The sequence below is a fragment of the Streptomyces sp. NPDC005728 genome, from assembly GCF_040630895.1.
Classification (GTDB): Bacteria; Actinomycetota; Actinomycetes; order Streptomycetales; family Streptomycetaceae; genus Streptomyces.
In genome coordinates this window covers 286,797-311,302 of sequence record NZ_JBEXYL010000002.1, presented here as the reverse complement: position 1 = coordinate 311,302, position 24,506 = coordinate 286,797, and the positions used below count along the sequence as shown (strand labels likewise).

The 24,506-nt window shown below is 68.9% G+C and carries 17 protein-coding genes; 5 read left to right on the top strand and 12 right to left on the bottom strand.

What is annotated here, in order from left to right; genetic code table 11:
• Positions 1 to 24: 24 nt before the first annotated feature.
• From ABZ471_RS03125 to rpsO, 3 genes are all read right to left on the bottom strand, one after another.
• The gene (locus tag ABZ471_RS03125) at positions 25 to 1,404 is read right to left on the bottom strand and encodes a pitrilysin family protein (RefSeq protein WP_359061774.1); all 1,380 of its coding nucleotides are present in this window, start codon (positions 1,402 to 1,404) and stop codon (positions 25 to 27) included.
• Positions 1,401 to 3,623: a polyribonucleotide nucleotidyltransferase gene (locus ABZ471_RS03120; protein WP_359061772.1), complete on the bottom strand. Its 2,223-nt coding sequence runs from the start codon at positions 3,621 to 3,623 to the stop codon at positions 1,401 to 1,403. Before ABZ471_RS03120 ends, ABZ471_RS03125 begins: the two co-directional genes overlap by 4 nt.
• 347 nt (positions 3,624 to 3,970) lie before the next feature.
• Positions 3,971 to 4,258, bottom strand: a complete 288-nt coding sequence (gene rpsO, locus ABZ471_RS03115; RefSeq protein ID WP_089098391.1) for a 30S ribosomal protein S15 — start codon at positions 4,256 to 4,258, stop codon at positions 3,971 to 3,973.
• A gap of 272 nt (positions 4,259 to 4,530) precedes the next feature.
• On the opposite strand from rpsO, the gene ABZ471_RS03110 reads away from it, so the two are divergent.
• Positions 4,531 to 4,824: a DUF397 domain-containing protein gene (locus ABZ471_RS03110; RefSeq protein WP_359061769.1), complete on the top strand. Its 294-nt coding sequence runs from the start codon at positions 4,531 to 4,533 to the stop codon at positions 4,822 to 4,824.
• Positions 4,825 to 4,924: 100 nt separating this feature from the next.
• Here ABZ471_RS03110 and eccD read toward each other — a convergent pair whose 3' ends face one another.
• The gene (gene eccD / locus ABZ471_RS03105; protein WP_359061804.1) at positions 4,925 to 6,424 is read right to left on the bottom strand and encodes a type VII secretion integral membrane protein EccD; all 1,500 of its coding nucleotides are present in this window, start codon (positions 6,422 to 6,424) and stop codon (positions 4,925 to 4,927) included.
• Positions 6,425 to 6,735: 311 nt separating this feature from the next.
• On the opposite strand from eccD, the gene eccCa reads away from it, so the two are divergent.
• Positions 6,736 to 10,701, top strand: a complete 3,966-nt coding sequence (gene eccCa, locus ABZ471_RS03100; RefSeq protein WP_359061767.1) for a type VII secretion protein EccCa — start codon at positions 6,736 to 6,738, stop codon at positions 10,699 to 10,701.
• Positions 10,702 to 10,783: 82 nt separating this feature from the next.
• Here the strand turns inward: eccCa and ABZ471_RS03095 are convergent, their stop codons facing one another.
• The 8 genes from ABZ471_RS03095 to ABZ471_RS03060 form a co-directional block, all read right to left on the bottom strand.
• Positions 10,784 to 12,877 (bottom strand): PQQ-binding-like beta-propeller repeat protein, encoded by a 2,094-nt coding sequence (locus ABZ471_RS03095; RefSeq protein WP_359061765.1) that lies wholly within the window; start codon positions 12,875 to 12,877, stop codon positions 10,784 to 10,786.
• 62 nt (positions 12,878 to 12,939) lie between these two features.
• Positions 12,940 to 15,168: a serine/threonine-protein kinase gene (locus tag ABZ471_RS03090; protein ID WP_359061763.1), complete on the bottom strand. Its 2,229-nt coding sequence runs from the start codon at positions 15,166 to 15,168 to the stop codon at positions 12,940 to 12,942.
• Positions 15,169 to 15,176: 8 nt separating this feature from the next.
• Positions 15,177 to 16,127: a serine/threonine protein kinase gene (locus tag ABZ471_RS03085; protein ID WP_359061760.1), complete on the bottom strand. Its 951-nt coding sequence runs from the start codon at positions 16,125 to 16,127 to the stop codon at positions 15,177 to 15,179.
• A gap of 111 nt (positions 16,128 to 16,238) precedes the next feature.
• On the bottom strand, positions 16,239 to 16,541 hold the full coding sequence (locus ABZ471_RS03080) for a WXG100 family type VII secretion target (RefSeq protein WP_359061758.1): 303 nt from the start codon (positions 16,539 to 16,541) through the stop codon (positions 16,239 to 16,241).
• Positions 16,542 to 16,579: 38 nt separating this feature from the next.
• Positions 16,580 to 16,921, bottom strand: a complete 342-nt coding sequence (locus ABZ471_RS03075; protein WP_359061756.1) for a WXG100 family type VII secretion target — start codon at positions 16,919 to 16,921, stop codon at positions 16,580 to 16,582.
• A 110-nt stretch (positions 16,922 to 17,031) separates the two neighbouring features.
• Positions 17,032 to 18,129, bottom strand: a complete 1,098-nt coding sequence (locus ABZ471_RS03070) for a S8 family serine peptidase (protein WP_359061802.1) — start codon at positions 18,127 to 18,129, stop codon at positions 17,032 to 17,034.
• A gap of 194 nt (positions 18,130 to 18,323) precedes the next feature.
• A complete protein-coding gene (locus ABZ471_RS03065; RefSeq protein ID WP_359061754.1) occupies positions 18,324 to 20,147 on the bottom strand; it encodes a hypothetical protein in 1,824 nt (607 codons plus the stop codon).
• Positions 20,144 to 20,599 (bottom strand): hypothetical protein, encoded by a 456-nt coding sequence (locus tag ABZ471_RS03060; RefSeq protein ID WP_359061752.1) that lies wholly within the window; start codon positions 20,597 to 20,599, stop codon positions 20,144 to 20,146. The genes ABZ471_RS03065 and ABZ471_RS03060 overlap by 4 nt, the downstream gene beginning before the upstream one ends.
• 508 nt (positions 20,600 to 21,107) lie before the next feature.
• Between ABZ471_RS03060 and ABZ471_RS03055 the strand changes: the two genes are divergently transcribed.
• Genes ABZ471_RS03055 through ABZ471_RS03045 form a run of 3 tightly spaced genes read left to right on the top strand, consistent with a single transcriptional unit; the run spans position 21,108 to position 24,481 of the window.
• On the top strand, positions 21,108 to 21,578 hold the full coding sequence (locus ABZ471_RS03055) for a hypothetical protein (protein ID WP_359061750.1): 471 nt from the start codon (positions 21,108 to 21,110) through the stop codon (positions 21,576 to 21,578).
• A gap of 11 nt (positions 21,579 to 21,589) precedes the next feature.
• The gene (locus ABZ471_RS03050) at positions 21,590 to 23,851 is read left to right on the top strand and encodes a DUF6571 family protein (protein ID WP_359061748.1); all 2,262 of its coding nucleotides are present in this window, start codon (positions 21,590 to 21,592) and stop codon (positions 23,849 to 23,851) included.
• A 3-nt stretch (positions 23,852 to 23,854) separates the two neighbouring features.
• On the top strand, positions 23,855 to 24,481 hold the full coding sequence (locus ABZ471_RS03045; RefSeq protein WP_359061746.1) for a hypothetical protein: 627 nt from the start codon (positions 23,855 to 23,857) through the stop codon (positions 24,479 to 24,481).
• Positions 24,482 to 24,506: the final 25 nt, after the last annotated feature.

The window sequence follows — 24,506 nt, the reverse complement described above, 5'->3', positions numbered from 1 at the left end:
TCCTGCTTCCTAACCGGTGGTGTTTCAGGCGACGGCGTCGTGCAGCCGGGCGGCCTGCTTGTCCTTGAGCGGGCCGATGACCGACAGCGACGGGCGCTGTCCCAGGATGTCGCGGGCGACCGAGCGGACCTCGTCCGGGGTGACCGCCGCTATCCGGGCCAGCATGTCGTCGACGGACATCTGCTCGCCCCAGCACAGTTCGCTCTTGCCGATACGGTTCATCAGCGCGCCCGTGTCCTCGAGTCCCAGGACGGTGGAGCCCTGGAGCTGGCCGACGGCGCGGCCGATCTCGTCGTCGGTGAGGCCGTTGGCCGCAACGTGGTCGAGCTCGTCCCGGCAGATCTTCAGCACGTCGTGCACCTGGCTGGGGCGGCAGCCGGCGTAGACGCCGAAGAGGCCGCAGTCGGCGAAGCCGGAGGTGTACGAGTACACGCTGTAGGCGAGGCCGCGCTTCTCCCGGACCTCCTGGAAGAGGCGGGACGACATGCCGCCGCCGAGGGCGGTGTTGAGCACGCCCATGGCCCAGCGCCGGTCGTCCGTGCGGGCCAGGCCCGGCATGCCGAGGACGACGTGCGCCTGCTCGGTCTTGCGGGCGAGCAGCTCCACCTTGCCGGCCGTGCGGATCGTACGTCGCCCGTCGCGCGGGGCGATGGGCTGCGCGTCGAGGTTCTTGAAGGCGTCCGCCTTCTCGAAGGCCGCCCGGACCTGTCGTACGACCTTGTTGTGGTCGATGTTGCCGGCGCAGGCGACCACGAGGTGGGTCGGGTCGTAGTGCTTCCTGTAGAACCGGCGGATCCGGTCGGCGGTGAGGGCGTTGACCGTGTCGACCGTGCCGAGGACGGGGCGGCCGAGGGCGTTGTCGCCGAACATCGTGTGCGCGAACAGGTCGTGCACGCAGTCGCCCGGGTCGTCCTCGGTCATCGCGATCTCTTCGAGGATCGCGCCGCGCTCGACGTTGACGTCCTCTTCGAGGATCAGCGAGCCGGTCAGCATGTCGCAGACCACGTCGATGGCGAGCGGCAGGTCGGTGTCGAGCACGCGCGCGTAGTAGCACGTGTACTCCTTGGCCGTGAACGCGTTCATCTCGCCGCCGACCGCGTCGACGGCGGAGGAGATGTCCAGCGCCGACCTGCGGTCGGTGCCCTTGAAGAGCAGGTGCTCCAGGTAGTGCGTGGCGCCGTTCAGGGCCGGCGTCTCGTCGCGGGAGCCGACGTGCGCCCAGATGCCGAAGGTCGCCGAGCGCACGGAGGGCAGGGTCTCGGTGACGATGCGCAGACCGCCCGGGAGGGTGGTCTTGCGGACCGTACCGATGCCGCCCGTGCCCTTGACGAGGGTTTGGGTACGGGCAACGGCCCGCGCCTCCGAAGAGGTGCGGGCCGTCGCCTTGGAGCTACGGGACGTCACTGTTCGGCGTCGTCCTTCTGCGTCTCGTCAGAGCCTTCCTCGCCCTCGATCACGGGGATCAGGGAGAGCTTGCCGCGCGAGTCGATCTCGGCGATCTCGACCTGGACCTTCTGGCCCACGCCGACGACGTCCTCGACGTTCTCCACGCGCTTGCCGCCGGCCAGCTTGCGGATCTGCGAGATGTGCAGCAGACCGTCCTTGCCGGGCAGCAGGGAGACGAACGCACCGAAGGTGGTCGTCTTCACGACCGTACCGAGGTAGCGCTCGCCGACCTCGGGCATCGTCGGGTTGGCGATGCTGTTGATCGTGGCGCGGGCGGCCTCGGCGGACGGGCCGTCGGCGGCACCGATGTAGATCGTGCCGTCGTCCTCGATGGTGATCTCGGCGCCCGTGTCCTCCTGGATCTGGTTGATCATCTTGCCCTTGGGGCCGATGACCTCACCGATCTTGTCGACCGGGATCTTCACGGTGATGATCCGCGGCGCGTTGGGGGACATCTCGTCCGGGGTGTCGATCGCTTCCATCATCACGTCGAGGATGTGGAGGCGGGCGTCACGGGCCTGCTTGAGGGCCGCGGCCAGGACGGAGGCCGGGATGCCGTCCAGCTTGGTGTCGAGCTGGAGCGCGGTCACGAACTCCTTCGTACCGGCGACCTTGAAGTCCATGTCACCGAAGGCGTCCTCCGCACCGAGGATGTCGGTGAGGGTGACGTAGTGCGTCTCGCCGTCGATCTCCTGGGAGATCAGGCCCATGGCGATACCGGCGACCGGGGCCTTCAGAGGCACACCGGCGTTCAGCAGCGACATGGTGGAGGCGCAGACCGAGCCCATGGACGTCGAGCCGTTCGAGCTGAGCGCCTCGGAGACCTGGCGGATCGCGTAGGGGAACTCCTCGCGGGTCGGCAGGACCGGGACCAGGGCGCGCTCGGCGAGGGCGCCGTGGCCGATCTCGCGGCGCTTCGGGGAGCCGACGCGGCCGGTCTCGCCGGTGGAGTACGGCGGGAAGTTGTAGTTGTGCATGTAGCGCTTGCGGGTCACCGGGGAGAGGGTGTCCAGCTGCTGCTCCATGCGGAGCATGTTGAGGGTGGTGACGCCCAGGATCTGGGTCTCGCCACGCTCGAACACGGCGGAACCGTGCACCCGCGGGATGGCCTCGACCTCGGCGGCGAGCGTACGGATGTCCGTGACGCCGCGGCCGTCGATGCGCTTCTTCTCCTTGATGACGCGCTCACGGACCAGGGTCTTGGTCAGCGAGCGGTACGCGGCGGAGATCTCCTTCTCGCGGCCCTCGAACTCCGGCAGGAGCTTCTCGGCGGCCAGACCCTTGACGCGGTCCAGCTCGGCCTCGCGCTCCTGCTTGCCCGCGATGGTCAGCGCGGAGGCCAGCTCCGGGCGGACGGCGGCGGTCAGCGCCTCCAGGACGTCGTCCTGGTAGTCGAGGAAGATCGGGAACTCGCCGGTCGGCTTGGCGGCCTTCGAAGCGAGGTCGGCCTGAGCCTTGCACAGGACCTTGATGAAGGGCTTCGCGGCCTCCAGACCGGCGGCGACGACCTCCTCGGTCGGCGCCTCGGAACCGCCCTTGACCAGCTGGATGGTCTTGTCGGTGGCCTCGGCCTCGACCATCATGATCGCGACGTCGCCGTCCTCCAGGACGCGACCGGCGACGACCATGTCGAAGACGGCGTCCTCGAGCTCGGTGTGCGTCGGGAACGCGACCCACTGGCCGTTGATCAGCGCGACGCGGACGCCGCCGATCGGGCCGGAGAAGGGCAGACCGGCCAGCTGCGTGGACGCGGACGCGGCGTTGATCGCCACGACGTCGTACAGGTGGTCGGGGTTGAGCGCCATGATCGTCGCGACGACCTGGATCTCGTTGCGCAGGCCCTTCTTGAAGGACGGGCGCAGCGGGCGGTCGATCAGACGGCAGGTGAGGATGGCGTCCTCGGAGGGACGGCCCTCACGGCGGAAGAAGCTGCCGGGGATCTTGCCGGCGGCGTACATCCGCTCCTCGACGTCCACCGTCAGGGGGAAGAAGTCGAGCTGGTCCTTGGGGTTCTTGGAGGCGGTGGTGGCCGACAGCACCATGGTGTCGTCGTCCAGGTACGCCACGGCGGAGCCGGCGGCCTGCTTGGCCAGGCGGCCCGTCTCGAAGCGGATGGTACGGGTGCCGAAGGCGCCGTTGTCGATGACGGCCTCGGCGTAGTGGGTCTCGTTCTCCACTAGCGTTTTCTCCTCGTCTTCGTCCCTCGGCTGCCCGTGTGGCAGGGGGACGGTTGTGGAGAAGCGCGCCGTGCGGTGCGGGCCGGTCTTCGATCGAAGCACCCGGGGCTCGCTTCCCCCCGGGGGCCACTACCGAGGACCGGCGGCGGCTAGGTGCACCTCTCCTCGTTCTTTGTCGTGCTGTGTCGTCCGTAATGCGTTGTGCTACCACACTACAAAGCGTGAGTGACACTCCGCACGTTTCCGCACGGACGACGAGGGCTTCCCCGCATAGGGCGGGGCTTCCCTGAATACGGCAAAGGGAGCGGTCCCCGAGTCCTCCCGGGAACCGCTCCCCTCACGGCGTCCTACTTGGCGCCCGCCGCACCGCGGCGGATGCCCAGGCGGTCGACCAGCGCACGGAAGCGCTGGATGTCCTTCTTCGCCAGGTACTGCAGCAGGCGACGGCGCTGACCGACCAGGATCAGCAGACCACGGCGGGAGTGGTGGTCGTGCTTGTGGACCTTGAGGTGCTCCGTCAGGTCGGAGATCCGACGCGACAGCATGGCGACCTGGACCTCGGGGGAGCCGGTGTCGCCCTCCTTGGTACCGAACTCGGTGATGATCTGCTTCTTCGTAGCGGCGTCGAGCGACACGCGTACTCCTCGTAGTCTCTGAGTGGCCACCGAGTGCCCCCGGTCTTTGTCTCGGGGGAGCTTCCGTTACTCGGGAGGCGGGGATCCGCTGGGCGCGGCCACCAGAGCCCTGTCGCAGGGTTCCGGGGGTGCGTACACAAACGGCCGTCACACAGCGTACCAGGCAGTGGCGGGCGCCCTCTCCCGGGTTCCGGAACACCCCGGGCCCGGGAAAGGCAGCCACTAGGGTGAACGTGCTGATCGCAGGTACGTCGGGAAGGGGTCGCTGCGGGATGGCGGAGACGGAAGCGGAGATCAAGGCGCGCAAGGAGCGGGAGCGCGACGAGCTGTACGGGCTCGACATCTCGGGCGTCGAGTGGCACTGCGCGCCGGGCACCGAGGAGCACGAGGAGCGGGTCGAGATCGCGTACCTCCCGGAAGGGGCGGTGGCGATGCGGTCCTCCCTCGACCCGGACACGGTGCTGCGGTACACGGAGGCGGAGTGGCGGGCCTTCGTGCTGGGGGCGCGGGACGGGGAGTTCGATCTGAAGCCCATGCCGCACAACGGAGGGCTTGACGGGCAGTGAGCGATGACTGAGCCCCGGCTCCGCGTGGAGCCGGGGCTCAGTCGTGCCCGAGCGGGTCACTTGCTCACCCGAGTGGGTTACCTGGTCTTACCCGAGTGGGTTACTTGCTGGTCATCGCCCGCGCAGTCGCGTACACGTCGAACACGGCGAGGGTCAGCGGGATCAGCGTCAGCAGCACGAAGCCCTCGCAGATCTCCAGGAAGCGGCCCCAGAAGGGGGTCAGGCCGCCACGCGGCAGGATCAGACCCAGCGCCGTGACCAGGGTGGTGGCCGCAGCGATCACGACGATCAGCCAGATGGTCCGGATGTCCAGGTCGGTGCGGTCGCCGGCCAGTGCCGCGCGCATCACCGACTGAGGCGGGTTGAGGGCGAGGCCGAGACCAAGCAGCACCAGGGCGCCGAGGCCCGCCGCCAGGACGGAGGCGACCTGGGCGGTGTAACGGAACAGGGTTGCCCGCATGAGCATCGCCACGCCGGTGGCGAGGGCGAGCAACTGGGCCCAGATGTCGTCGGAGAAGCCGAGCACCGCCGCGGCGCCGCCGGCGAGGAGGGCGCAGCCGCCGACGAGGCCGACGAGAAGTTCGTGGCCGCGTCGGGCCTGCGCCTCGATGCGCTCGGTGTCCACGGGCTCCGGTGCCGCGGAGTCGGTGCCGTAGCCGGAACGGGGGGCGCTGCTCGGGGCCTCGAAGCCGATCGGCAGCCTGGCGAAGCGCATCGACATCCCCGGCAGGAAGGCAAGGCCGCCGACGGCGATGGGGGCGCACAGGCCGGCCATCTCGGTCGGGGCCCAGTGGACCAGGGTCGCGACGAAGACGACGACCACGGCGACGGCCGAGGCGAACACGAACGCGACGAACGGGCCGTCGCCGTGCGGGGAGCACAGGGCGAGGATCAGGGCAGCGACGAGGACGGCCGCACAGGCCAGCAGGAACTGGAGTCTGCCGATGCCCTGTCCGTCGGTCAGCGGCAGCAGTCCGCTGCCGGCGACGCCCACGTTGGGCAGTGCCCCGAGGCCGAGGGCGACGGCCGAGCCGCGGTCGTCGTACACGCGCGCCCGGACCGCGGACAGCACGACCAGGAGGACGCCGGTGACGGCGGCGAGGATGCCGGCCAGGCCGTGCATGTCGTGGCGCGGGTCGGCGGTCCAGGCGACGAACGCGAGCAGGGCCGGAAGCACCCCGCCGCCGACGAGGCCCGCGGCCCGGGTCAGGTCGCCGCTCCACAGCGTGTGCTGCTTGGTGACGGCGGACGCGACGGCCTCGGCGACGTCGTCGAAGACGGCCGGTGGCAGGGAGTCCGCGAAGGGGCGCAGGGTGAGGAGTTCACCGTCGAGAATGCGCTGGGCGGCGAACGAACGGGAGCTGTCCAGCACGGTGCCGTCGGTGCGGACCAGGTGGTAGCCGACCGGGGCGCCCGCGTCGGGACTCTGCTGGGACAGCCGGAGGATCTCCGGGTAGAGGTCGGCGACCGGGACATCGTCGGGCAGTGCCACGTCGATACGGCTGTCCGGCGCGACGATGGTCACCCGGCAGAAACCGAGTCCCGTACCGGATCCGGAAGGGGCTCCCGTCCCGGGTCCGCCGGTGGCGGTGGCCGTCATGCTCACCTGCTGCTCCCCCTCAGTGGTGGTGGTGCGTCTACTTCGTGAAGGTCTCGTGCCGGTGCACTCCGCGCCCTCCACAACGGCGGCGGCACGGGTGCCGTACGGCCGGATTTCGGGGTCGTTCCGCTCCCGCATGGGGTGGGTCGTCCCGTTATTTCCAGCCTGTTCGGCATGTGCTCACGCGAACATCCGGCACCCTACCGCTCACCCGTGCCCCGTGAACTCAGTAGGATCACGCGGCGGCCTGCGCTCGCCGGACACGGGGCGGTGGGCGGAACGCCTGGGTCGGGCAAGGAAATTGGTGAGCTGTGAGCCAGATTGTCGTCAAGCGCCCCCCTCGGGCACTTCCCTCCGAAGTGCCCACGGAAGAGGTCGCTGTCCAGCCCCCGCCCGAACTGCCTCGGGGGCATCAGGAGAGCGTGCTGATGCAGTTGCTGCCCACGCTCGGCATGGGCGGCTCCGTGGTCTTCTTCTTCACGAACGGTCAGCCGTTCATGAAGATCATGGGCATGATCATGATCGCCTCGACGGTGGGGATGTCCATCGCGATGGTGGTCCGCTTCCGCCGTGGCTCCCAGGGGCAGCTGGCCGACATGCGCCGCGACTACCTCAGCTATCTCTCGCAGGCGCGCAAGTCCGCCATGGAGACGGCGAGGACGCAGCGCGACGCGCAGTACTACCTGCACCCCTCCCCCGAACAGCTGTGGGCGCTCGTCGCCGAGGGCAGCCGGGTGTGGGAACGGCGGCCCGGGGACGAGGACTTCGCGCATGTGCGCATCGGGCTCGGCCCGCAGCCGTTGGCGACACCGTTGGTCGCCCCGGAGACGGGGCCCGTCGAGCAGCTGGAGCCGCTGACCGCGGGTGCGATGCAGCGTTTCCTCGCCACGCACAGCACGCTCAGCGATCTGCCGATGGCGGTCTCGCTGCGCGCCTTCTACCACGTCTCGGTCAGCGGTGAGCCGCAGTCGGTACGTGCCACCGCCCGGGCCCTGGTCGGCTCGCTCGCCTCGCTGCACTCCCCCCAGGACCTCCTCATCGCGGTCGCCGCCGGGCGCGAGGCGCTGCCGCACTGGGACTGGGCCAAGTGGCTGCCACACGTACAGGCGCCCGGCGCCCTGGACGGTGCGGGCACCCGCCGGCTGATCAGCTCCGACACCCGCGAGCTGGAGGACCTGCTGGCCGCCCGGCTGACGGGTCGCCCGCGCTTCCACCCCGGCGCGGCACCGCTGCTGGACGAACCGCACATCGTGCTCGTCCTCGACGACCTGTCGCTGCTGCCCGACTCCTTGCTCGCCAATCCGGAGGGCCTGCAGGGCGTCACCGTGGTGGAGGTGGTGCCGGGCGAACTGACGACCGCCGGCGGCGACCTGTCCGTCGTCGTACAGCCGGGGTACCTGAGCCTCGAGTCCGGGCACGGCGAGGTCTACGAGGGCACCCCCGACACGATGTCCCACGAGTCGGCCGAGGCCCTGGCCCGGCAACTGGCGCCACTGCGGATGGCGTCCGGCGGCGACGACGACGAACCACTGCTCGCCAACCTGGAGTTCACCGACCTGCTGGGCCTCGGCGACGCGGCCTCCGTCGACACCAAGCGGACCTGGCGGCCGCGCGCGCTGGCGGAGCGCCTGCGGGTGCCGATCGGTCTCGGCGAGGACGGCCGTCCCGTGATGCTGGACCTCAAGGAGGCCGCCCAGGAGGGCATGGGCCCGCACGGCCTGTGCGTCGGCGCGACCGGTTCCGGAAAGTCCGAGCTGCTGCGCACCCTGGTGCTGGGCCTCGCCGTCACGCACTCCTCGGAGACCCTGAACTTCGTCCTCGCCGACTTCAAGGGCGGTGCCACCTTCGCCGGCATGGCGCAGATGCCGCACGTCGCGGCCGTGATCACCAACCTGGCGGACGACCTGACGCTGGTCGACCGCATGGGCGACTCGATCCGCGGTGAGCTGAACCGGCGCCAGGAGATGCTGCGCGACGCCGGAAACTACGCCAACATCCACGACTACGAGAAGGCCCGCGCGGCCGGCGCCCCGCTGCAGCCGATCCCGTCCCTCGTCCTGGTGATCGACGAGTTCAGCGAGCTGCTGACCGCCAAGCCGGACTTCATCGAGATGTTCGTCCAGATCGGCCGTATCGGCCGTTCGCTGGGCGTGCACCTGCTGCTGGCGTCGCAGCGCCTGGAAGAAGGCCGGCTCCGCGGCCTGGAGACGTACCTCTCCTACCGGATCGGTCTGCGCACCTTCTCCGCGGCCGAGTCGCGCGCGGCCCTGGGCGTCCCCGACGCCTACGAACTCCCCAACGTCCCCGGCTCGGGCTTCCTGAAGTTCGGCACGGACGAGATGGTCCGGTTCAAGGCGGCGTACGTCTCCGGCGTCTACCGCACGGGCTCGCAGCGGTCGGCGCTCGTGGGCGGACCGCTTCCGGTGGACCGGCGCCCCGTGCTGTTCACGGCCGCGGAGGTGCCCGTGCAGTACACCTCCGTGCCGCAGCAGCGCACCGAGTCCGCGCCGGACGTGGACGACGCGCTCGCCGACACGGTCCTCGACGTGATCGTGCGCCGGCTGGAGGCCCAGGGCCCGGCGGCGCACCAGGTGTGGCTGCCGCCGCTGGAGAGCCCGCCGTCGCTGGACGCCCTGCTGCCCGGCCTCGCGGCGGTGCAGGGCCGCGGCCTGACCCAGCCCGGCTACGAGGGCGCGGGACGTCTGGTCGTACCGGTCGGCCTGGTCGACAAGCCGTACGAGCAGCGCCGCGACCGTCTGCTGCTCGACTTCTCGGGCGCGGCGGGCCACATGCAGATCATCGGCGGCCCGCAGTCCGGCAAGTCCACCTTCCTGCGGTCTCTGATCTGCTCCTTCGCGCTCACGCACACCCCGTACGAGGTGCAGATCTACGGCCTCGACTTCGGTGGCGGCGGTATGGCCGCGGTGGCCGACCTGCCGCACGTCGGCGGCATCGCGTCCCGTCTCGACCCGGAACGGGTACGCCGCACGGTCTCCGAGGTCTACGGCGTCATGACGCGCCGCGAGGAGTACTTCCGCTCGGCCGGGATCGCGTCCATCGCCGACTTCCGCGCCCGCCGGGCGCGCGGCGACATCTCCGTCACCGACCAGCCGTGGGGTGACGTCTTCCTCGTCGTCGACGGCTGGGGCAACTTCCGCACCGACTACGAGGGTCTGGAGTCGGCCGTCCTGGACATCGCCGCCCGGGGTCTCGGCTACGGCATCCACGTGGTCATCACCGCGTCGCGCTCGATGGAGGTCCGGGCGAACCTGAAGGACCACCTCATGAACCGCCTGGAACTGCGGCTCGGTGACGTGATGGACTCCGAGATCGACCGCAAGGTGGCGGCGAACGTCCCCTCCGGCGTCCCCGGCCGCGGTCTGTCCCCCCAGAAGCTGCACTTCATGGCGGCGGTGCCACGGATCGACGGCCTGACCTCCGACACGGACCTCGCCGAGGCGACGGCCGCGCTGACCACCGAGGTCGTCAGGCACTGGCAGGCACCGGGCGCGCCGAAGGTACGACTGCTGCCGCGCCAGCTGGAGGCCGTCGAACTCCCGCCGGGCGACCGCTTCCCGAAGCGGGGCATCTCCTTCGCGCTCGACGAGGAGAACCTGGAGCCGGTGTTCGTCGACTTCGACCAGGACCCGTTCTTCCTGATCTTCGGCGAGAGCGAGTCCGGCAAGTCCAACCTGCTGCGGCTGCTCATCAAGCAGCTGACGCTCCGCTACGGCGGCGACGAGGCGAAGTTCTTCGTGGTGGACAACCGGCGGTCACTGCTGGACATCACGCCGGCGTCGCACCTGGCCGAGTACATCCCGATGTCGAGCCAGATGGACCACCACATGGCGGCTCTTGCGGACCTGATGCAGCGCCGGACGCCGACGGCCGAGGTCACCGCGCAGCAGCTGCGGGAGCGGAGCTGGTGGCGGGGCCCCCAGGTGTTCGTGGTCATCGACGACTACGACCTCGTCTCGACGTCCAGCGGCAACCCGCTGAGCGGTCTGACCGACTTCCTCCCCTTCGCCCGGGACGTCGGCGTCCGCTTCATCATCGCCCGCTCCTCCGCGGGCGCGGGCCGGGCCTCGTACGAGCCGTTCATGCAGCGGATGAAGGAACTGGGCGCCCAGGGCCTGATCCTGGCGGGCGACCCCGGTGAAGGGGATGTCATGAGCGGGGTGCGGCCGCGTCCGATGCCGGCCGGACGGGGCGTCTTCGTTTCGCGGAAGCGGGGGAAGCCGCTGGTCCAGACGGGGTTGGTGGATGTGGAGTACTGAGGAAGCGTCGGCCCCTGCAGCGTGAGACTCCCGGCGGGGTGGTGGCGGCCCGCCACCACCACCCGTCACCCCTGACTCCTCGTCAGAACACCGGGAGCGCGTACAGGGAATCGTCGGCCCTGACGAAGGCTCGGCTGCCGGCGGTCGCGAGGCTGAGGTCGTTGCCGCCCACCGGGAGCTCGTAGGACCAGACCTCGTCGCCGTTCCTCAGGCTCACGGTGTGCACGGTGGTTCCGTCGTGGTCGTCGATCACCCATGCGCCGCTGCCCTGAACGAGGACGGGAGACTCCTGTCCGCCCTCGATCGCGAACCACACCTGGCGGCCGTTGCGGATGTCGAGCCGTACGACATTGCCGCCGACGCAGGCGTACACCGAGTCGCCGAAGACGCTCGGGCGACTGTATTCCGGTGGATCGGCGTACTGGTCCGCCTCCTGCCACAGTTCCTTGCCGTCCGAGATCCTGCGCGCGGACAGCGTCTTGCCGTTGAGGTACACGACGCCGTCCCGTGCCGCCGGGACGAGAGCGCGCTTCTTCGCCTGGTTGTCCACCGTCCACGCAACGCGTCCGGTCCACGTGTTCACGGCGAGGGCGTGCCCTGTGGTGGTCGCGACGACGAGCATGCCGTGGTCGGCCACGGCGCCCCGCGGGAACACGGTGGTCCGGAAGTCCTCCGGCAGGGACGCGGTCCAGCGGATCTTCGCGTCGGAGCGGCCCACCGCGCGCAGCCGATGGTCCTTCGTCCAGACGTACACCGCCGCAGTGTCCGCGGCCAGCAGCGCCTTGGCGTCGGCCTTCGCCGTCCACTTGGGCTCACCGGTGGACGGGACGAAGGTGTGCAGCGTCCCGTCCTTGTCGGCGGCCACGACCAGACGGTCGGAGAGCGAGAGGTAGCGGCTCGTCATCTGCATGCCCGCGACGGCCCAGCGGCGCTTGCCGTCGACCACGTTGAAGGCCGCTATGCCGCCGGACACGGCGCCGGCGACGATGACGTCCCGGATCGGGAGCGGAGCCGGCGACCCCTTTCCCACCAGACCGTCGTGGACCCAGAGCGGCTTCGGAGAGCCGCCGACGATGAAGTCACCGTCGTCGGCGGACAGGACACGAGCCGCCGGCGTCTTCACGGCGGGCGGGACGGTGAACAGGTCCTTCCGCCCCCGGCCGCCCCCGCTGCCGCGCAGCAGCCACCACCCCGTGCCGCCTCCTCCCGCGGCGAGAAGCACACCACCGGCGGCGATGCCGGTGAACAGCCCGCGCCGGGACGGCCCCGTCCCGGTCTGCGTCGTCAGCAGCGGCGCGGACAGCGCCCGCACCTCGCGCTCCCGCTCCTTGACCGCGTCCGCAACGGGCCCGCGCTGCCACACCGCGTGGGGCTTCCTGGGCCCGGCGAACACGGTGGCGATCTGTTCCGGAGCGGGCCGGACCGCCGCGTCCTTGGCCAGGCAGGGCGCGATCAGCGCATGCTGCTCGGGGGTGAGCCCTTGCCAGTTGGGCTCGCCGTGGACCACCTCGTACTGGACGGCGGCCACGTGCGTGCCCTCGAACGCCCGGTGCCCGGTGGCCGCATAGACGAGGACGGCACCGAGCGAGAAGACGTCGGCGGCAGGAGTGACGCGCCGGCCGAGCACCTGCTCGGGTGCGCCGTACCCCGGGGTGACCGGGATCTGGCCGGTGGTGGTGAGGGTGAGGCCGTGTTCGGGGCGTGCGATGCCGAAGTCGATGATCCTCGGGCCGGCCGAGGTGAGCACGATGTTCGGCGGCTTGAGGTCGCGGTGGACGAAACCGGCGGCATGGATGTCGCGCAGGGTACGGGCGACCGACGCGGCCAGGGCATGCAGCATCGCGCCGTCGAACGGTCCGTGCCGGTCCACGATCTGGTCGAGGGTCGGCCCGGCGAGGAACTCGGTGGCGATCCACGGCCGCCCGCCCTCGGTCTGGGCTCCCAGCACCGCCGCCACGCCGGGACTGCGGACCGCCTGCGCCGCCAGAGCCTCACGCACGAACCGCTGGGCGAGGCCGGCGTCGTGCGCGAGTTCCGGGCGGAGCACCTTCACGGCAGCGACGGTGCGGGCGTGGTCCTGGCCGACGTACACCTTGCCCATGCCGCCCTCGCCCAGCACGCCGAGCAGCCGGTACGGGCCCAGACGAATCGGGTCACCGGTCCCCAGGGGTCTCATCGCTGATCGCTTTCTCTTCTCATCACCGGACGGCCGTCACCGTACGGCCGTCACCGGACGGCTCACTGCAGCGGGAAGGCGGCGAGGAAATGGCCGCCCAGCGCGATGGTCAGCTTTGCCTTTTCGTGCGCCATGAAGCGGTCGCCGGTGGTCCGGTAGGCACGGTCCGGGGTGCGGGTGGACAGATCGACGGCCCACAGCCGCGACCCGCGCTTGCTGTAGGCGTAGTCGGTGCCGATGACGGGCGCGGCGTTCAGATCCGCCTTCGTGCCCTGGCCGCCCTTCTCCTGCCACTTGACGCGGCCGTTCGACGGGTCGAAGGCTACGAGCCCGAGCCCCTTCTCCACCGCGTACACCGTGCCGTCCTTGGCCGCCGGGAGGCCGTAGGTACGGCCCGGACGCACGGACTTGGAGTCCCAGACCGTCGCACCGTCACTGAGCCGCAGAGCTACGAGCCGGCCGGCGCCGACATAGAGGTGCTGCCCGTCGGCGGCCAGCGGCCGGCGCACCCGGTCCGGCTTGACCCCGTCGAGCTTGTGGTCCCAGCGGACGGCGCCGGTGCGGTTGTCGCGTACGACCGCGTGCACGCTGCCGTCGTTCGCCTCCTGGAGCGCCACGAGGTGATGCCCTACGACGCCCGCCGTGACGAAGTACAGATTCCGGGCTCCCTGACGGCGTGCGGGCAGCGGCTTCTTCCACAGCCGCTTGCCGGTGTCGATGTCCACGGCGAGGAGGTACCAGGACTGGGAGGCGAGGAAGCCGTCGAGAGTGAACTTGCCCGTGCCTGCCACCACATAGGCGACCCCGTCGGCGACACAGACCATCTGGGTCTCGGTGAGGGCCCCGTTGAGGTCGCCCAGTTGCACGAAGGGATCCCTGGCCTCGCCGGTCAGGAGATCGACCACGGACAGGGCCAGGGGATACACCTTCGCGTCCTTGTAGGGGACGCCGTCGAGAATGGACGCCACCCGGATGAGGCGATCTCCGTCGGAGGCCGTCTGCCAGACCACTTCGTTCGTGTCCGACGCCCACTCGGTCCTGCCCGTCTGCGCCAGGACACCGGTCAGGCCCTCCCCCACCACCAGCGCCACCACGTTCTCGGCAGCGTGCAGTTGTGCAGGGAGGTAGCCCAACGGCCACTGGATGAAGCCGGGGTCCGGGTCCGCGACCTGGATCTGCCAGAGGGAGTCCAACTGCTTCTTCGGGAGCAGGCTGTTGCTGGGTGCGGCGTGCGGTTGTGTCGTCCCGCCTGCGGCCACCTCGTACAGGCCCCACGCTCCGGCCCCTGCGCTCGCAACCGCCACTGCCGCGCCCGCTCCGGTGAGCAGCAACCGCCGCCGCGACCACCGCGCGCGCACCGCTGTCGGCGCCGTCTCCGGCACGTCGACCGGAGCCGGCAGCCGTTGTGGCGCGACCTGCCAGACCTCGGTTGCCCGCCGCGCGATGTCGGCCAGCAGCGCGTCCGGCAGATGATCGGCGAACTCTCCCGCACCGTCATGCAGTTGAGCAGCGAGCCAGCCGGTCGTCGGCCGCCGGAAGGGGTTCTTGTCCAGGCACTGCGCGAGGACGGGCACCAGGCCGTCGGGGACGCCGGTCAGGTCGGGCTCGGCGTACTGCACCCGGTAGAGCAGGTCGGCCGCCTGCCCGTGGCCGAAGGGCGGGTGCCCGGTGGCCGCGAAGACGAGCAGCCCGGCGAGCGCGAACACGTCACCCGCCGCCGAGTGCTCCTGCCCGCCCGCCTGCTCCGGCGACATGAAGGCGGGGGTGCCGACCGCAACCCCGACCCGGGTGAGGTGCTCGTCCCCGGCCGCACGGGCGATACCGAAGTCGATGACCTTCGGTCCGTAGGCCGTGATGAGGATGTTGGAGGGCTTGAGGTCCCGATGGACGACGTCGGACGCGTGCAACTGCCCCAGTGCCCCGCACAGCGCCGCGCCCAGCGCCCGTACGGATGGTTCGGGCAGCGGACCGGACAGCTCGACGGCCTCGTCGAGGGGCGGCCCGAGCACGTACTCCGTGGCCAGCCAGGGCGTCTCGGCCCGTGGGTCCGCGTCCACGACCCCGGCGCCGTACCGCTCTCCCACGACCCGCGCGGCGTCGGTCTCCAGCCGGAACCGGGTGCGGAAGGCCGGGTCGGACGCCATACGGGCGTGCATCGTCTTCAGCGCGACGGTACGGCCACCTGCGGTACGGGCCAGGTAGACGGTGCCCATACCGCCGCTGCCGAGGCGGGCGACGGGCAGGTAGGGGCCGATCGTCCGGGGGTCGTCATGGGTGAGAGGGGAAGGCATGGTCGTCGTCAGTTCGGGTGGGGTGCGGGGTTGGGGGTGGCCTCGACAGGGATCTCCGCTGCGAGAACGGCCGCTGACTGGTGCGTGAGGGCGGCGATCACTCGCCCGGGGAGCCATCCGGGGGCGAGGAGAGAGGCCGAGCGGCTTTCCGGCGCGGGAGCTGCGTCTGCGGCCAACGCATCGACCAGCTCGGCGAGTTGAGGTCGGGCGCCGGGGTCGCGGGCGAGACACCGGGAGATGACGGCACGAAAGGCGGCCGGGAGTTCGTCCCGCTCCGGAGTCGTATGGCCCGTGGCGGCGTACGCAAGCGTCGCTCCGAGGGCGTACACGTCCCCCAAGGGGCGCGGACGCCCGCCGGACGCCTGTTCCGGCGGCAGGCTGCCCCCTTCGAGGCCCGGCAGCCCGGAGCGAGGCGTGCCGTCCGGCGCGGCGGCCCGTACGGCGCCGAAGCAGGAGAGGCGAGGGCCGTCGGCGGCGAGCAGGACGGCCGCCGGGGACACGCCCGCGAAGGTCAGGCCCTGCCCGTGAAGGACGGCCAGGGTCTCGGCGAGAGCCACGCCGAGCGCGCGTACCGTCCGCTCGGGCAGCGGACCGCCCTGTACGGCGAGGACGGTCGGCAACGGGAGGACGGGCAGGTAGGGGTGGGCGTACCACGCGGGCTCGCCAGGGGCGCCGAGGGCAGTGGCCGGCGTGGCGCAGGGGCCGAGGAGGTAACGGGAGCCTTCGGCTTCCGCGCGGAAGCGCTGAGGATCGCCGCCGGGGTGCGGGAGGGACAGCAGGACGGTGTGCTGACCGTCGGCGCTGCGGGCGATGTACCGGCGCTCGGGGACGGGGACCTTGGTACGGGGGTCGTCCACGGCGGTGATCAGGGTGTACGGGCCCACTCGCCGCCGCGAGGCGGCGGCTCTGGCCGGTCCTCCCCCGGCGGCCACGCTCGTGGCACCCTCAGTGGTGTTCATGCCCTGCCCCGGTCTCGTACGTTCTGCTGGGCCCGTCCGGCACGACAGAGGGTGGGCACCTCCCGTGCGTGCCCACCCCGCTGCCATGATGTGCCGGTCGGTCCGGCCGACTTACATGAAGTAGCTGGCGGCCTTCCGGTCGCCACCCTGGTAGTCACCGCCGGCCGCGTGCACGACCTTGCCGATGGCCATCAGGGCCTCGTGGATGCCCTTGGCCTCGCGGTCCCAGGCGGCCTGCTGCTCGGTGTACGCGTTGTGGGCCTCGCCCTCCCACATGCTGGCGACACCGGCCACCTTGTGCTTGATGGCCTCGAGGCTCTCCTCGAGCCGCTTGGCGTGGTTGGCGAGCTGCGTGGCGGTCTCGTCGAGACCGGAGTAAGTGACCTCGAGCTCGCCGCTGTTGTTGACGCCCATGTTTGCTCCGTTGCTGAGAAGTTGTGGCCTGGCGGGGATCAGTAGCTGGACAGCGCGGAGTGCGCGCCACCGAGGTCCACGTCGATGGACTGGACCTGGGCGCGGACGTCGTCTTCCGTGCCGTCCTTGATCTTCCGGGTGCTGGACATGGCCTCGATGAACTTGGCCAGGATGTTGCCGATGCGGACCATGCGCTCGTTGATCTCGGTCTGCTTGGTGTTGAACGCGCCGGCGCCGATGCCCTTCCAGTGGCCTTCCAGGCTGTCGATGACGGCCTGGAGTTCCTTCAGCTGGCCCTTGATGCCCTCGAATCGGTGCAGAAGCTCCTTTTCGAGGAGGACAATGTCCTTGTCACTTACCTTCTGGCGCCCAGATGCCATTGCGATGCCTTTCTTTGTGAACTGACCTTGCCAGGCGCTGAATCAGTGTCAGCACTGATGGCAAGCGGACCCCTGCTCGCTCGGCGAGCGAACAGGTACGGGGAAAGCACTCAGGAGTTACGCCGCGCCCGCAGCACGGCGAAACCGGCGCCTCCGATGACCAGTACGGCTGCTGCGGCGCCGATGATCAACCAGGTCTGGGTGTTGCTGCTGGAGTTGGAGTCCTTTGCGGCGGCGGAGGTGGGGCCGCTGGCAGAGCCGGTGTTCTTGGTCGGCTTGCCGGACGGGCTTTCGGCCGAGCGGCTGGCGGTCGCCGACGTCCCGTCGTAGTTCTCGGAGGCGAGGGGGTCGACGTCGGCCTTACCGGGGTTGATGTCCTTGTTGATGAGCACCCGTCGAGGGCGGACGCCGCCGTAGCCCAGGTACTTGCTGGGCTCGTCCTTCGACCAGGAACGGGCGGCGGTATCGATGAGGGTCCTCAGGACCTGGTTGCCCGTCCAGTCCGGGTGGGCGGACCAGACCAGGGCGGCGGACGCGGAGGCGATGGCGGAGGCGGGGCTGGTGCCCTGGCTGTCGCAGTACTCGGTGAATGTACCGTCACACCAGGAGGGGATGCTCACGCCCGGAGCTGCAAGGTCAACGTAGTTCCCGTGCGTGGAAAATTTTCCCACGGTTCCGGATTTGTTGATCGCAGCCACACCGATCACGCCGGGGTAGTTGGCCGGATAGGACGCCCCGTTCCCCTTGTCCCCAGTATTTCCGATGGACGCAAAAAGCAACTTACCCTTGGAAACCGCGTACTTCACAGCGGCTTCCACCTCGTCGCCCGACGGTCCACCCTCGTAGGACATATTGATGATTTTTGCGTCACTGTCGGCGGCTGCCCGAATCGCTTCGGCCTCATCCGGCGTCCTACTGATTTCCTCAGCACCGCGCAGGTCCCCACCGTCGATACGGAAGGGAATGATCTTGGCACTCGGAGCAAGGCCCTTGATGCCGCCGCCGGCTCCCGTGCCCGCGATGATCTCGGCCATGGAGGTGCCGTGCCCTGCCTTGTCGTGGGTGACGTGATAGGACACGGACTTGGGCACTTCATCGACAAGCACTTGGCCCTTGAGTGAAGAAGTCGCCGGATTGACCCCACTGTCGATCACAGCGACTTTCACCCCTTCGCCGGTGCTGATCTTCCAGATGTCGTCCGCACCCATCGCGTCCAGGTACCACTCCTTGGACTGGACGTCGACGGCGGCGGCTTCCGGAGCAAGCGTCGCCGACGTGGCGACGAGCGCGCCGAGCGCGGAACACACGGCAGACAGACGCCGCGCATTGCGCCTCGTCAGGAGGGGCATCTTCGTGCCGCGTCGGCCGGTCCCTGGCTTCATGCCTGTGTACGTCCTCGTGTTCAGTCGCTCGTCTTCGGCACATCGCGTCGCTGCTGCGACGGGTGGCGCTGTTCCTTATCGGCAGTCCCACCGGTACGACCGGCCTCGCCACCCGAGCCCTGACGGCCGCCCAGGGCACCGCGGCCGATTCCGGCACCGCTCGATTCGGAGCCCTTCACGGAGCCGCGGGGGGCACCAATGGCACCCTCGGGGTTGCTCGCCGAGCGCAGCACCGCCTGTCCCGCCCCGGGTTCGGCTTTCGCCGTGGGGGCGCCGACGACGCCGCGCTGTCCGATGGCGCCCTTCTGCGGCGTGGAGGAGGCCGGTTCCTCGGCGCCGACGACCATACCGTGCGGGACACGGGGATTGGTCGGCCCTCCGGACGTACGGCCCGTGACGGGCTTGCCGCCCACCACACCGTTGCGCGCCGGCCCGATGGGACCGGTTGTCCCGGTACGTCCGCCGGGCGTGTTGGTGGCCTTCGGGATTCCGCCGGTGACAGGGCGTCCCATCGGCGAACGACCGGCCTGAACAGGTCCCCGTGCACCCGGCTGGCCCGTCGGGGCGGTACGCCCCATGGCACGGGCGGCCTGTCCCATCGGGCCCTGCGGCGCTCGACCGCCAGGGACGGAACGTCCCGCCTGGCCCACAGGGCCCTGCGGAACACGCCCACCGGCGACCGTACGCCCCGGCTGGCCGGTGGGTCCCTGCGGCACTCGCCCGCTTCCGGTGCTCGAAGGGCCGGTGCGCCCCTGCGCGGTCACGGGGGGCCGGCCGGCCGGCCCGTAGCCGGGGGTGCGACCCGACGTCGGTGTGACGGGAGGCGCCATCGGCCCCGGGGGCAGCGGGGGCATCTGCCCACCGCCTCCACCAGTTGTCGGCAGAGTGGGCACCTGAGACGTAGGCGGTGTGGCGGGCGCCTGCGGAGGCAGAGTGGTTGTGGTGTTGATTTCCGTGCCGACATCGTGGCCCGTAGGCGTGCTGGGCTCGTGCACTTCCTTGACGGGCGGAACAACGTGCCCGTGAACCACAGTCCCGGTCGACGTGGCCGTACCGGCGTGACCTTCCCCGAGGTCCCCCCGGGGCGTGGCCGTCGGCGCCGCCGACGGCGACCCCGAACCGTACCGTTGCTTCTGGTCGTCAGCCCATTGTCTCGGCACTCCGACGTCCGTGATCGGCTTGACCGGTTCCGGCTCCTTCTGCTTGCCCAGGTCCGTCGCCGCGACCTTGTAGTACGAGGCCAACCGGTTCATCTGGTTGATGGCCTCTTGCCGGTTCTTCTCGACCTTCAACGCGGCCGCATAGTCCGGGTTGCCGTCGACCTGCTTTGCCTTGGGCAGCTGGGTGGGCAGCTTCTGCTCGGCTGCCGGCCGGGTGTCCCTGGGGGGCATGGAAATGCGGGCGGAGGCGAGTCCGGTAGCCGCCACGGAGATGTGAGTGCCGGCTTCGTCGGCGTATCCCGCGAGGCCGTGGGTGTACTTGATGAGCTGCTGTGTGTAGTCGTGGAAGGACTCGGCGCCCTTGCCCTCCCAATCGACCTTGAGGTGCTGTTCCAGGTCCGTCGCGGCCTTGCGAATGGACTTGCCGGCGTCGAACAGGGACTTACTGGTCAGTTCGAGGTGCTCGGGATTGGCATGCTCGACGAGGTCGATCATGTCGTTGAGGTCGTGATCCTCGAAGTTCGTCGATCCGACGAGGTTGACCCGGACGCCACCACCGAAGAACGGCATGTGTGCCAGTACGTTCTGCGCGGTCGTAATGGGGGTGACCTGCTGGTCGACTTCCTTGTCGACCCCCTGCGCAGCGGACTTGTACTCGGGTTTCTGCTTCCAGTCGTCGCTCACTTGAGGTCCGTCTTCCCCGTCGCCTCGTCGTCGCCCTTGTGTCCCGCCCCCTGCTTGTCCGCGGGAGCACCCTTCTTCACTTCCTCCTGGTACTGCGCGTCGATCTGCGCCCGGATCTGCCAGAACCGCCGCCGGACTTCGTCCTCGGTCCCGTCGTAGGTGACGTCGGCAGCATGCGATGCGAGCTTCAGAGCCTCGATGTGCAGCCCCAGGGTCTTCGACAGGTGGGTGAGGCGCGAGTGGACGGTCTCGTACGCCGTGTGCAGGTCGCCGGCCTCGTCGAACGGTGCGGTGGTGCCGCCGAACGACGATCGGTTGAGTGACTGTTGCGCGATCTTGGACGGGCCTCCGTGCCCGCCCTCGAAGTCCGACAGCGCGTCGTCGAGTTTGCCCTTGAACTCCTGCAGCGCATCGACACCGCGCCTCATGCCCGAGCCGCCACCGTTGGCCACTGCGACCCCTTCCCCGTCTCCCCGTTGGTACAGCCGAACAGACCGAGCGGCACTCAGCCGCATCCCGATCTATCCCCGACCACTGTAGTCACTGTGTAAATCGAGGCCAACTGAACTCTGCGACGGTTCAGTTGCAGTGGTGTCCCGAAGTGACCGACTTCAGATCACGCAAGACCGGCAACCGGGCCAATCAGGACACGTACATCCCGACATCCGTGCAGAACTTTCACATCCGCCCGGTAGTCCAGACGCTCCGGTCCACCACAACCAGAACTTTGCAACCACAAAACCTCACACTGAGGAAGCAGACCCGTGTTGCCGAACCACTCGGTCGCTCTCGAGGGGGCAGGCAACCGGGACCGCTCTACGGGCGACTGGGCAAGGGCACGCCCCCTGAAATTTCAGGCCAGGCAAGTCACCCATGAGTGGCAAGGGACAGATTTTGCTCGACTCGGGTTGCTACTTTGACCCGGCACTGACGCATGCACGCGGGGGAAGGAGCCCTTCCATGGCATGGGACGAGTGGGAGCACCTCAAAGCCCAGGCGAGCGGACAGCAAGCGACTCACATGCGCCTCAACCAGCTTCCGGCGGACGGTGGCGGCGGAAGCGGGGACCTGGTGGTTCACCAGGACGACCTGGGCGCCGTCGGACACGAAGCCAACATCCTGTACCACGACGTCAAGAGCCGGGCCGACATCGCCGCCGCTGGGTCCGGTCGCGGCTCTGCCGGCTCGACGATGCAGGCCGCGGCCAGTCTGAAGTCGCACGGGTTCCGGACAGGCAGCGCCCTGGAGACAACCGTGGAGATGTGGACCTCGCAGGTCAAGTCGGTACTGCAGGCCTGCGCACACATCTCCGACCACCTCGACTACACCCAGAAACGTCACGCGGAGGACGACGCCGAGATCGGTGCCGTGCTCCGCGGCCGTGATGGCTCGGCCGTGCCCGTGTCCCAGCTCAACGAGTACTTCAAGTAGGAGGTCCTCCGATGGCTCTGACGTTCACAGACCTCGTTGAGGTGGACCTCGACAAGCTTTCCGCTGCCGTGGGGGACTGGAAGAAGGCCGTCGACGGCCTCAGGAAGTCGGCGGACAGCGCCCGTAAGGGGATGCAGACCAAGTCGGACTCCGCCCAGTGGGCCGGCGTCAATGCGACGGTGACAAGGGAGTTCATCACCAAGACGGTCAAGGAGGTCTCGGACCTCCACACCGAGGCGAACAGCATCTATCAGGTTCTCGAGGACGGGCACGCTGAACTCGTCTCACTGCAGAAGCAGATGAAGACGGCCGTCGAGGTGGACGCTGCGAATCTGGGTATCCGCGTCGAGGACATCGGCGACGGCAGGGTCCGCTGTTTCTTCCCCCATGTCCGCGGTGACTCCGACGAGCGCACACAGAAGCAACTCGACGCCAGGCAGGAGCTGGAGGACCGGATCAACCGGATCCTCGCCCACGCAGCCGAGATCGACGCCACGGTCGCCCGGGCGCTCGCGAAGAGCCACGGCAACGACCCCTACAACGCAGGCCACAGCAAGTACGGCTCCCTGAACGACGCCGAGGTCGAGCGGGCCGTGGAGCTGGCACGCAAAGGCCACAAGATGTCCGACGCGGAGCTGCGCGAACTCAACCAGTTGCTGCGGTTCAACTCCGGTGAAAAGGACGGTGAGTTCGCCACCGAGTTCTACCAGGGTCTCGGCGGGCCGGAGGAGGCGCTGCAGTTCTACGCCGAGATGTCGATCGACGGCACCAGCGGCGACGCGACCAAGACCCGGCTCAACGAAGTGCAGGACCTGCAGAGAGTCATGGGGTACACGCTCGCCAACGCCACGGACCCGGACCACAAGCATCACCTGTCCGACAACTGGGGCGCTGACCTCCGACGCCTCGGCACCCAGCAGATCGGCTGGGAGAAAGGTCAGTGGAACAAGCCGTACGGCTACCAGGTGCTCGGCGGCCTGCTGCGTTACGGCAACTACGACTCCCGGTTCCTCAACCCCATCGCGGAGCACATCACCCAGCTCCACAAGAAGGACCCGTACTTCTTCCTGTCGAACAAGCCGACCGGCAACCCGGACATCTACGGCTTCAATCCCTCCGGCGATCTCGGCACTGGCAACGAACCGCTCAACAGCGTCCTGGAAGCGCTGGGGAACAGCCCCGAGGCTTCGGAGAAGTTCTTCACCCAGCCGCCGACCGCATACAACGAGGACGGCACGGTCAAGAAGGACGGCAAGTTGGGCTTCGACTCGTATTTCGACCTGTTCACCGACAAGGACTTCGAGTGGACGATGGATACGAACAGCGCGAACGTCCTTGCAGACGAGGACAAGGCCAAGGCGGTCATGGGCTACGGCCCTGACGCCCTCGGCCACGCCTTGGAGGCGGCGACCACCGGCCTGCCCTACGGCAGCGAAGCCGTGTCACCTCCGCATTCCAAGGAGGCGGCCGACATCTTCCACAAACTCGTCGAGCGCTACGGCGCCAACCCCGAGGATCTGGACGACTCACCCCTGCGGGACAGTCTGGGAAACATCACCGCCGACTACATGCGGGATGTGCAGGGGGCCTTCATGGGGGACGGGGGGACCGTGGTGGGGACCCACGGGGCTGGCGCGCATCTCGGGGACTTCGACGTCAAGACCGATCCCGAGGGTCTTTCACCCGGTGTGCTCAAGAACTTCCTGGGGGCGGTCGGGAAGGATCCCGATGCCTACGGTGCCATCATTACCTCTCAGGAGTCGGTGACCACGGACCTCGTCAACGACGCGTTCCATCACGCGGACAGATACAAGGAACTGGCTCCGGAGATCGCCAACCGGATCGCCCCTGGAGGCGAGATCGCCGGCATCATGGCAGAGTCCCGCACACAGACAGTCGTTGACGAAAAAATCGCCGAGGACGCGGAATTCAATGAGGGTGTCGCCACGGCAGACAAATGGGCCGGACGCATCATTGGTATGGGTATCGGCAAGATTCCGGTGGGCGGTGAGGTGGCTGGCTGGGTGGTGGAGGACATCCAGGAATCGGTCGTGTCGAACTTCACCAGGGATTCCAGTCCTGAGGCCCTGCAAAATCGGGACAAGTTCCTGGAAGATCAGCGAGGCAGCTCAGCGCAGTCGATCTACGACGCCACGTACACCGCAGCCAAGGAAGCCGGCTACGACGAGACCAATGCAAAGAGTCAGGCCTTGGCCGCCAAGCGAGAGATCGAGGATTCCTACGGTCTGGGTCGTCAGAGAATTGGGAAGTAGCTCGTGAATGCGACTGAAATGCAGAGCCGACGGTTCACGATGTGGATCACTCTTGCTGTCGTGGGGGTCCTCGCTGTCGCCGGAGCGTTGACCTGGAAGCTGTGGCCGTCCGAAGAGCCCTCCGTCGCGGTACCGGCGCGTGTGTGCGACAACGCGCTTCCAGGAGTGGACGTGAAGGCACTCCTGCCTGAGAAGGGCGAACCGTTCACGGAATGGCATACCGGCAGCTTCAACCCAATGGGAGGTTACGCCGCAAAGGTGCCCGGGACGTGCAAAGTGTACGGCGGGGGGAAGGCGGTAACGATCAAGCACAGCCTCTACGTCGGGTCTGACTACACCATGAAGGACGTAGCACGCGACGCAAGTGTCGCTGCCACTCGGATCGCTTTCGGTGAGGCCAAGGGGTTCCACGAGGGAGACACCGCCTACCTCTTTACCAACTGCTCATCCGCACAGGACAAAACGAAGGCACTGGTCGAGGTCGACGTCACGTACGAGAAGACGACAGATCGGGCCGTAATCCGGAAGGTTGCTTCACTCGCAGCGGACACCCTCCGACTGGAGTCCCAGAAGCTGTGGACTTGTGACGGTGCGGACGATCTGCCGAAGGGCAGCCCGCAGGTCGGCTGAGCCGCAGTTCAGTAGCTCTGCGGCT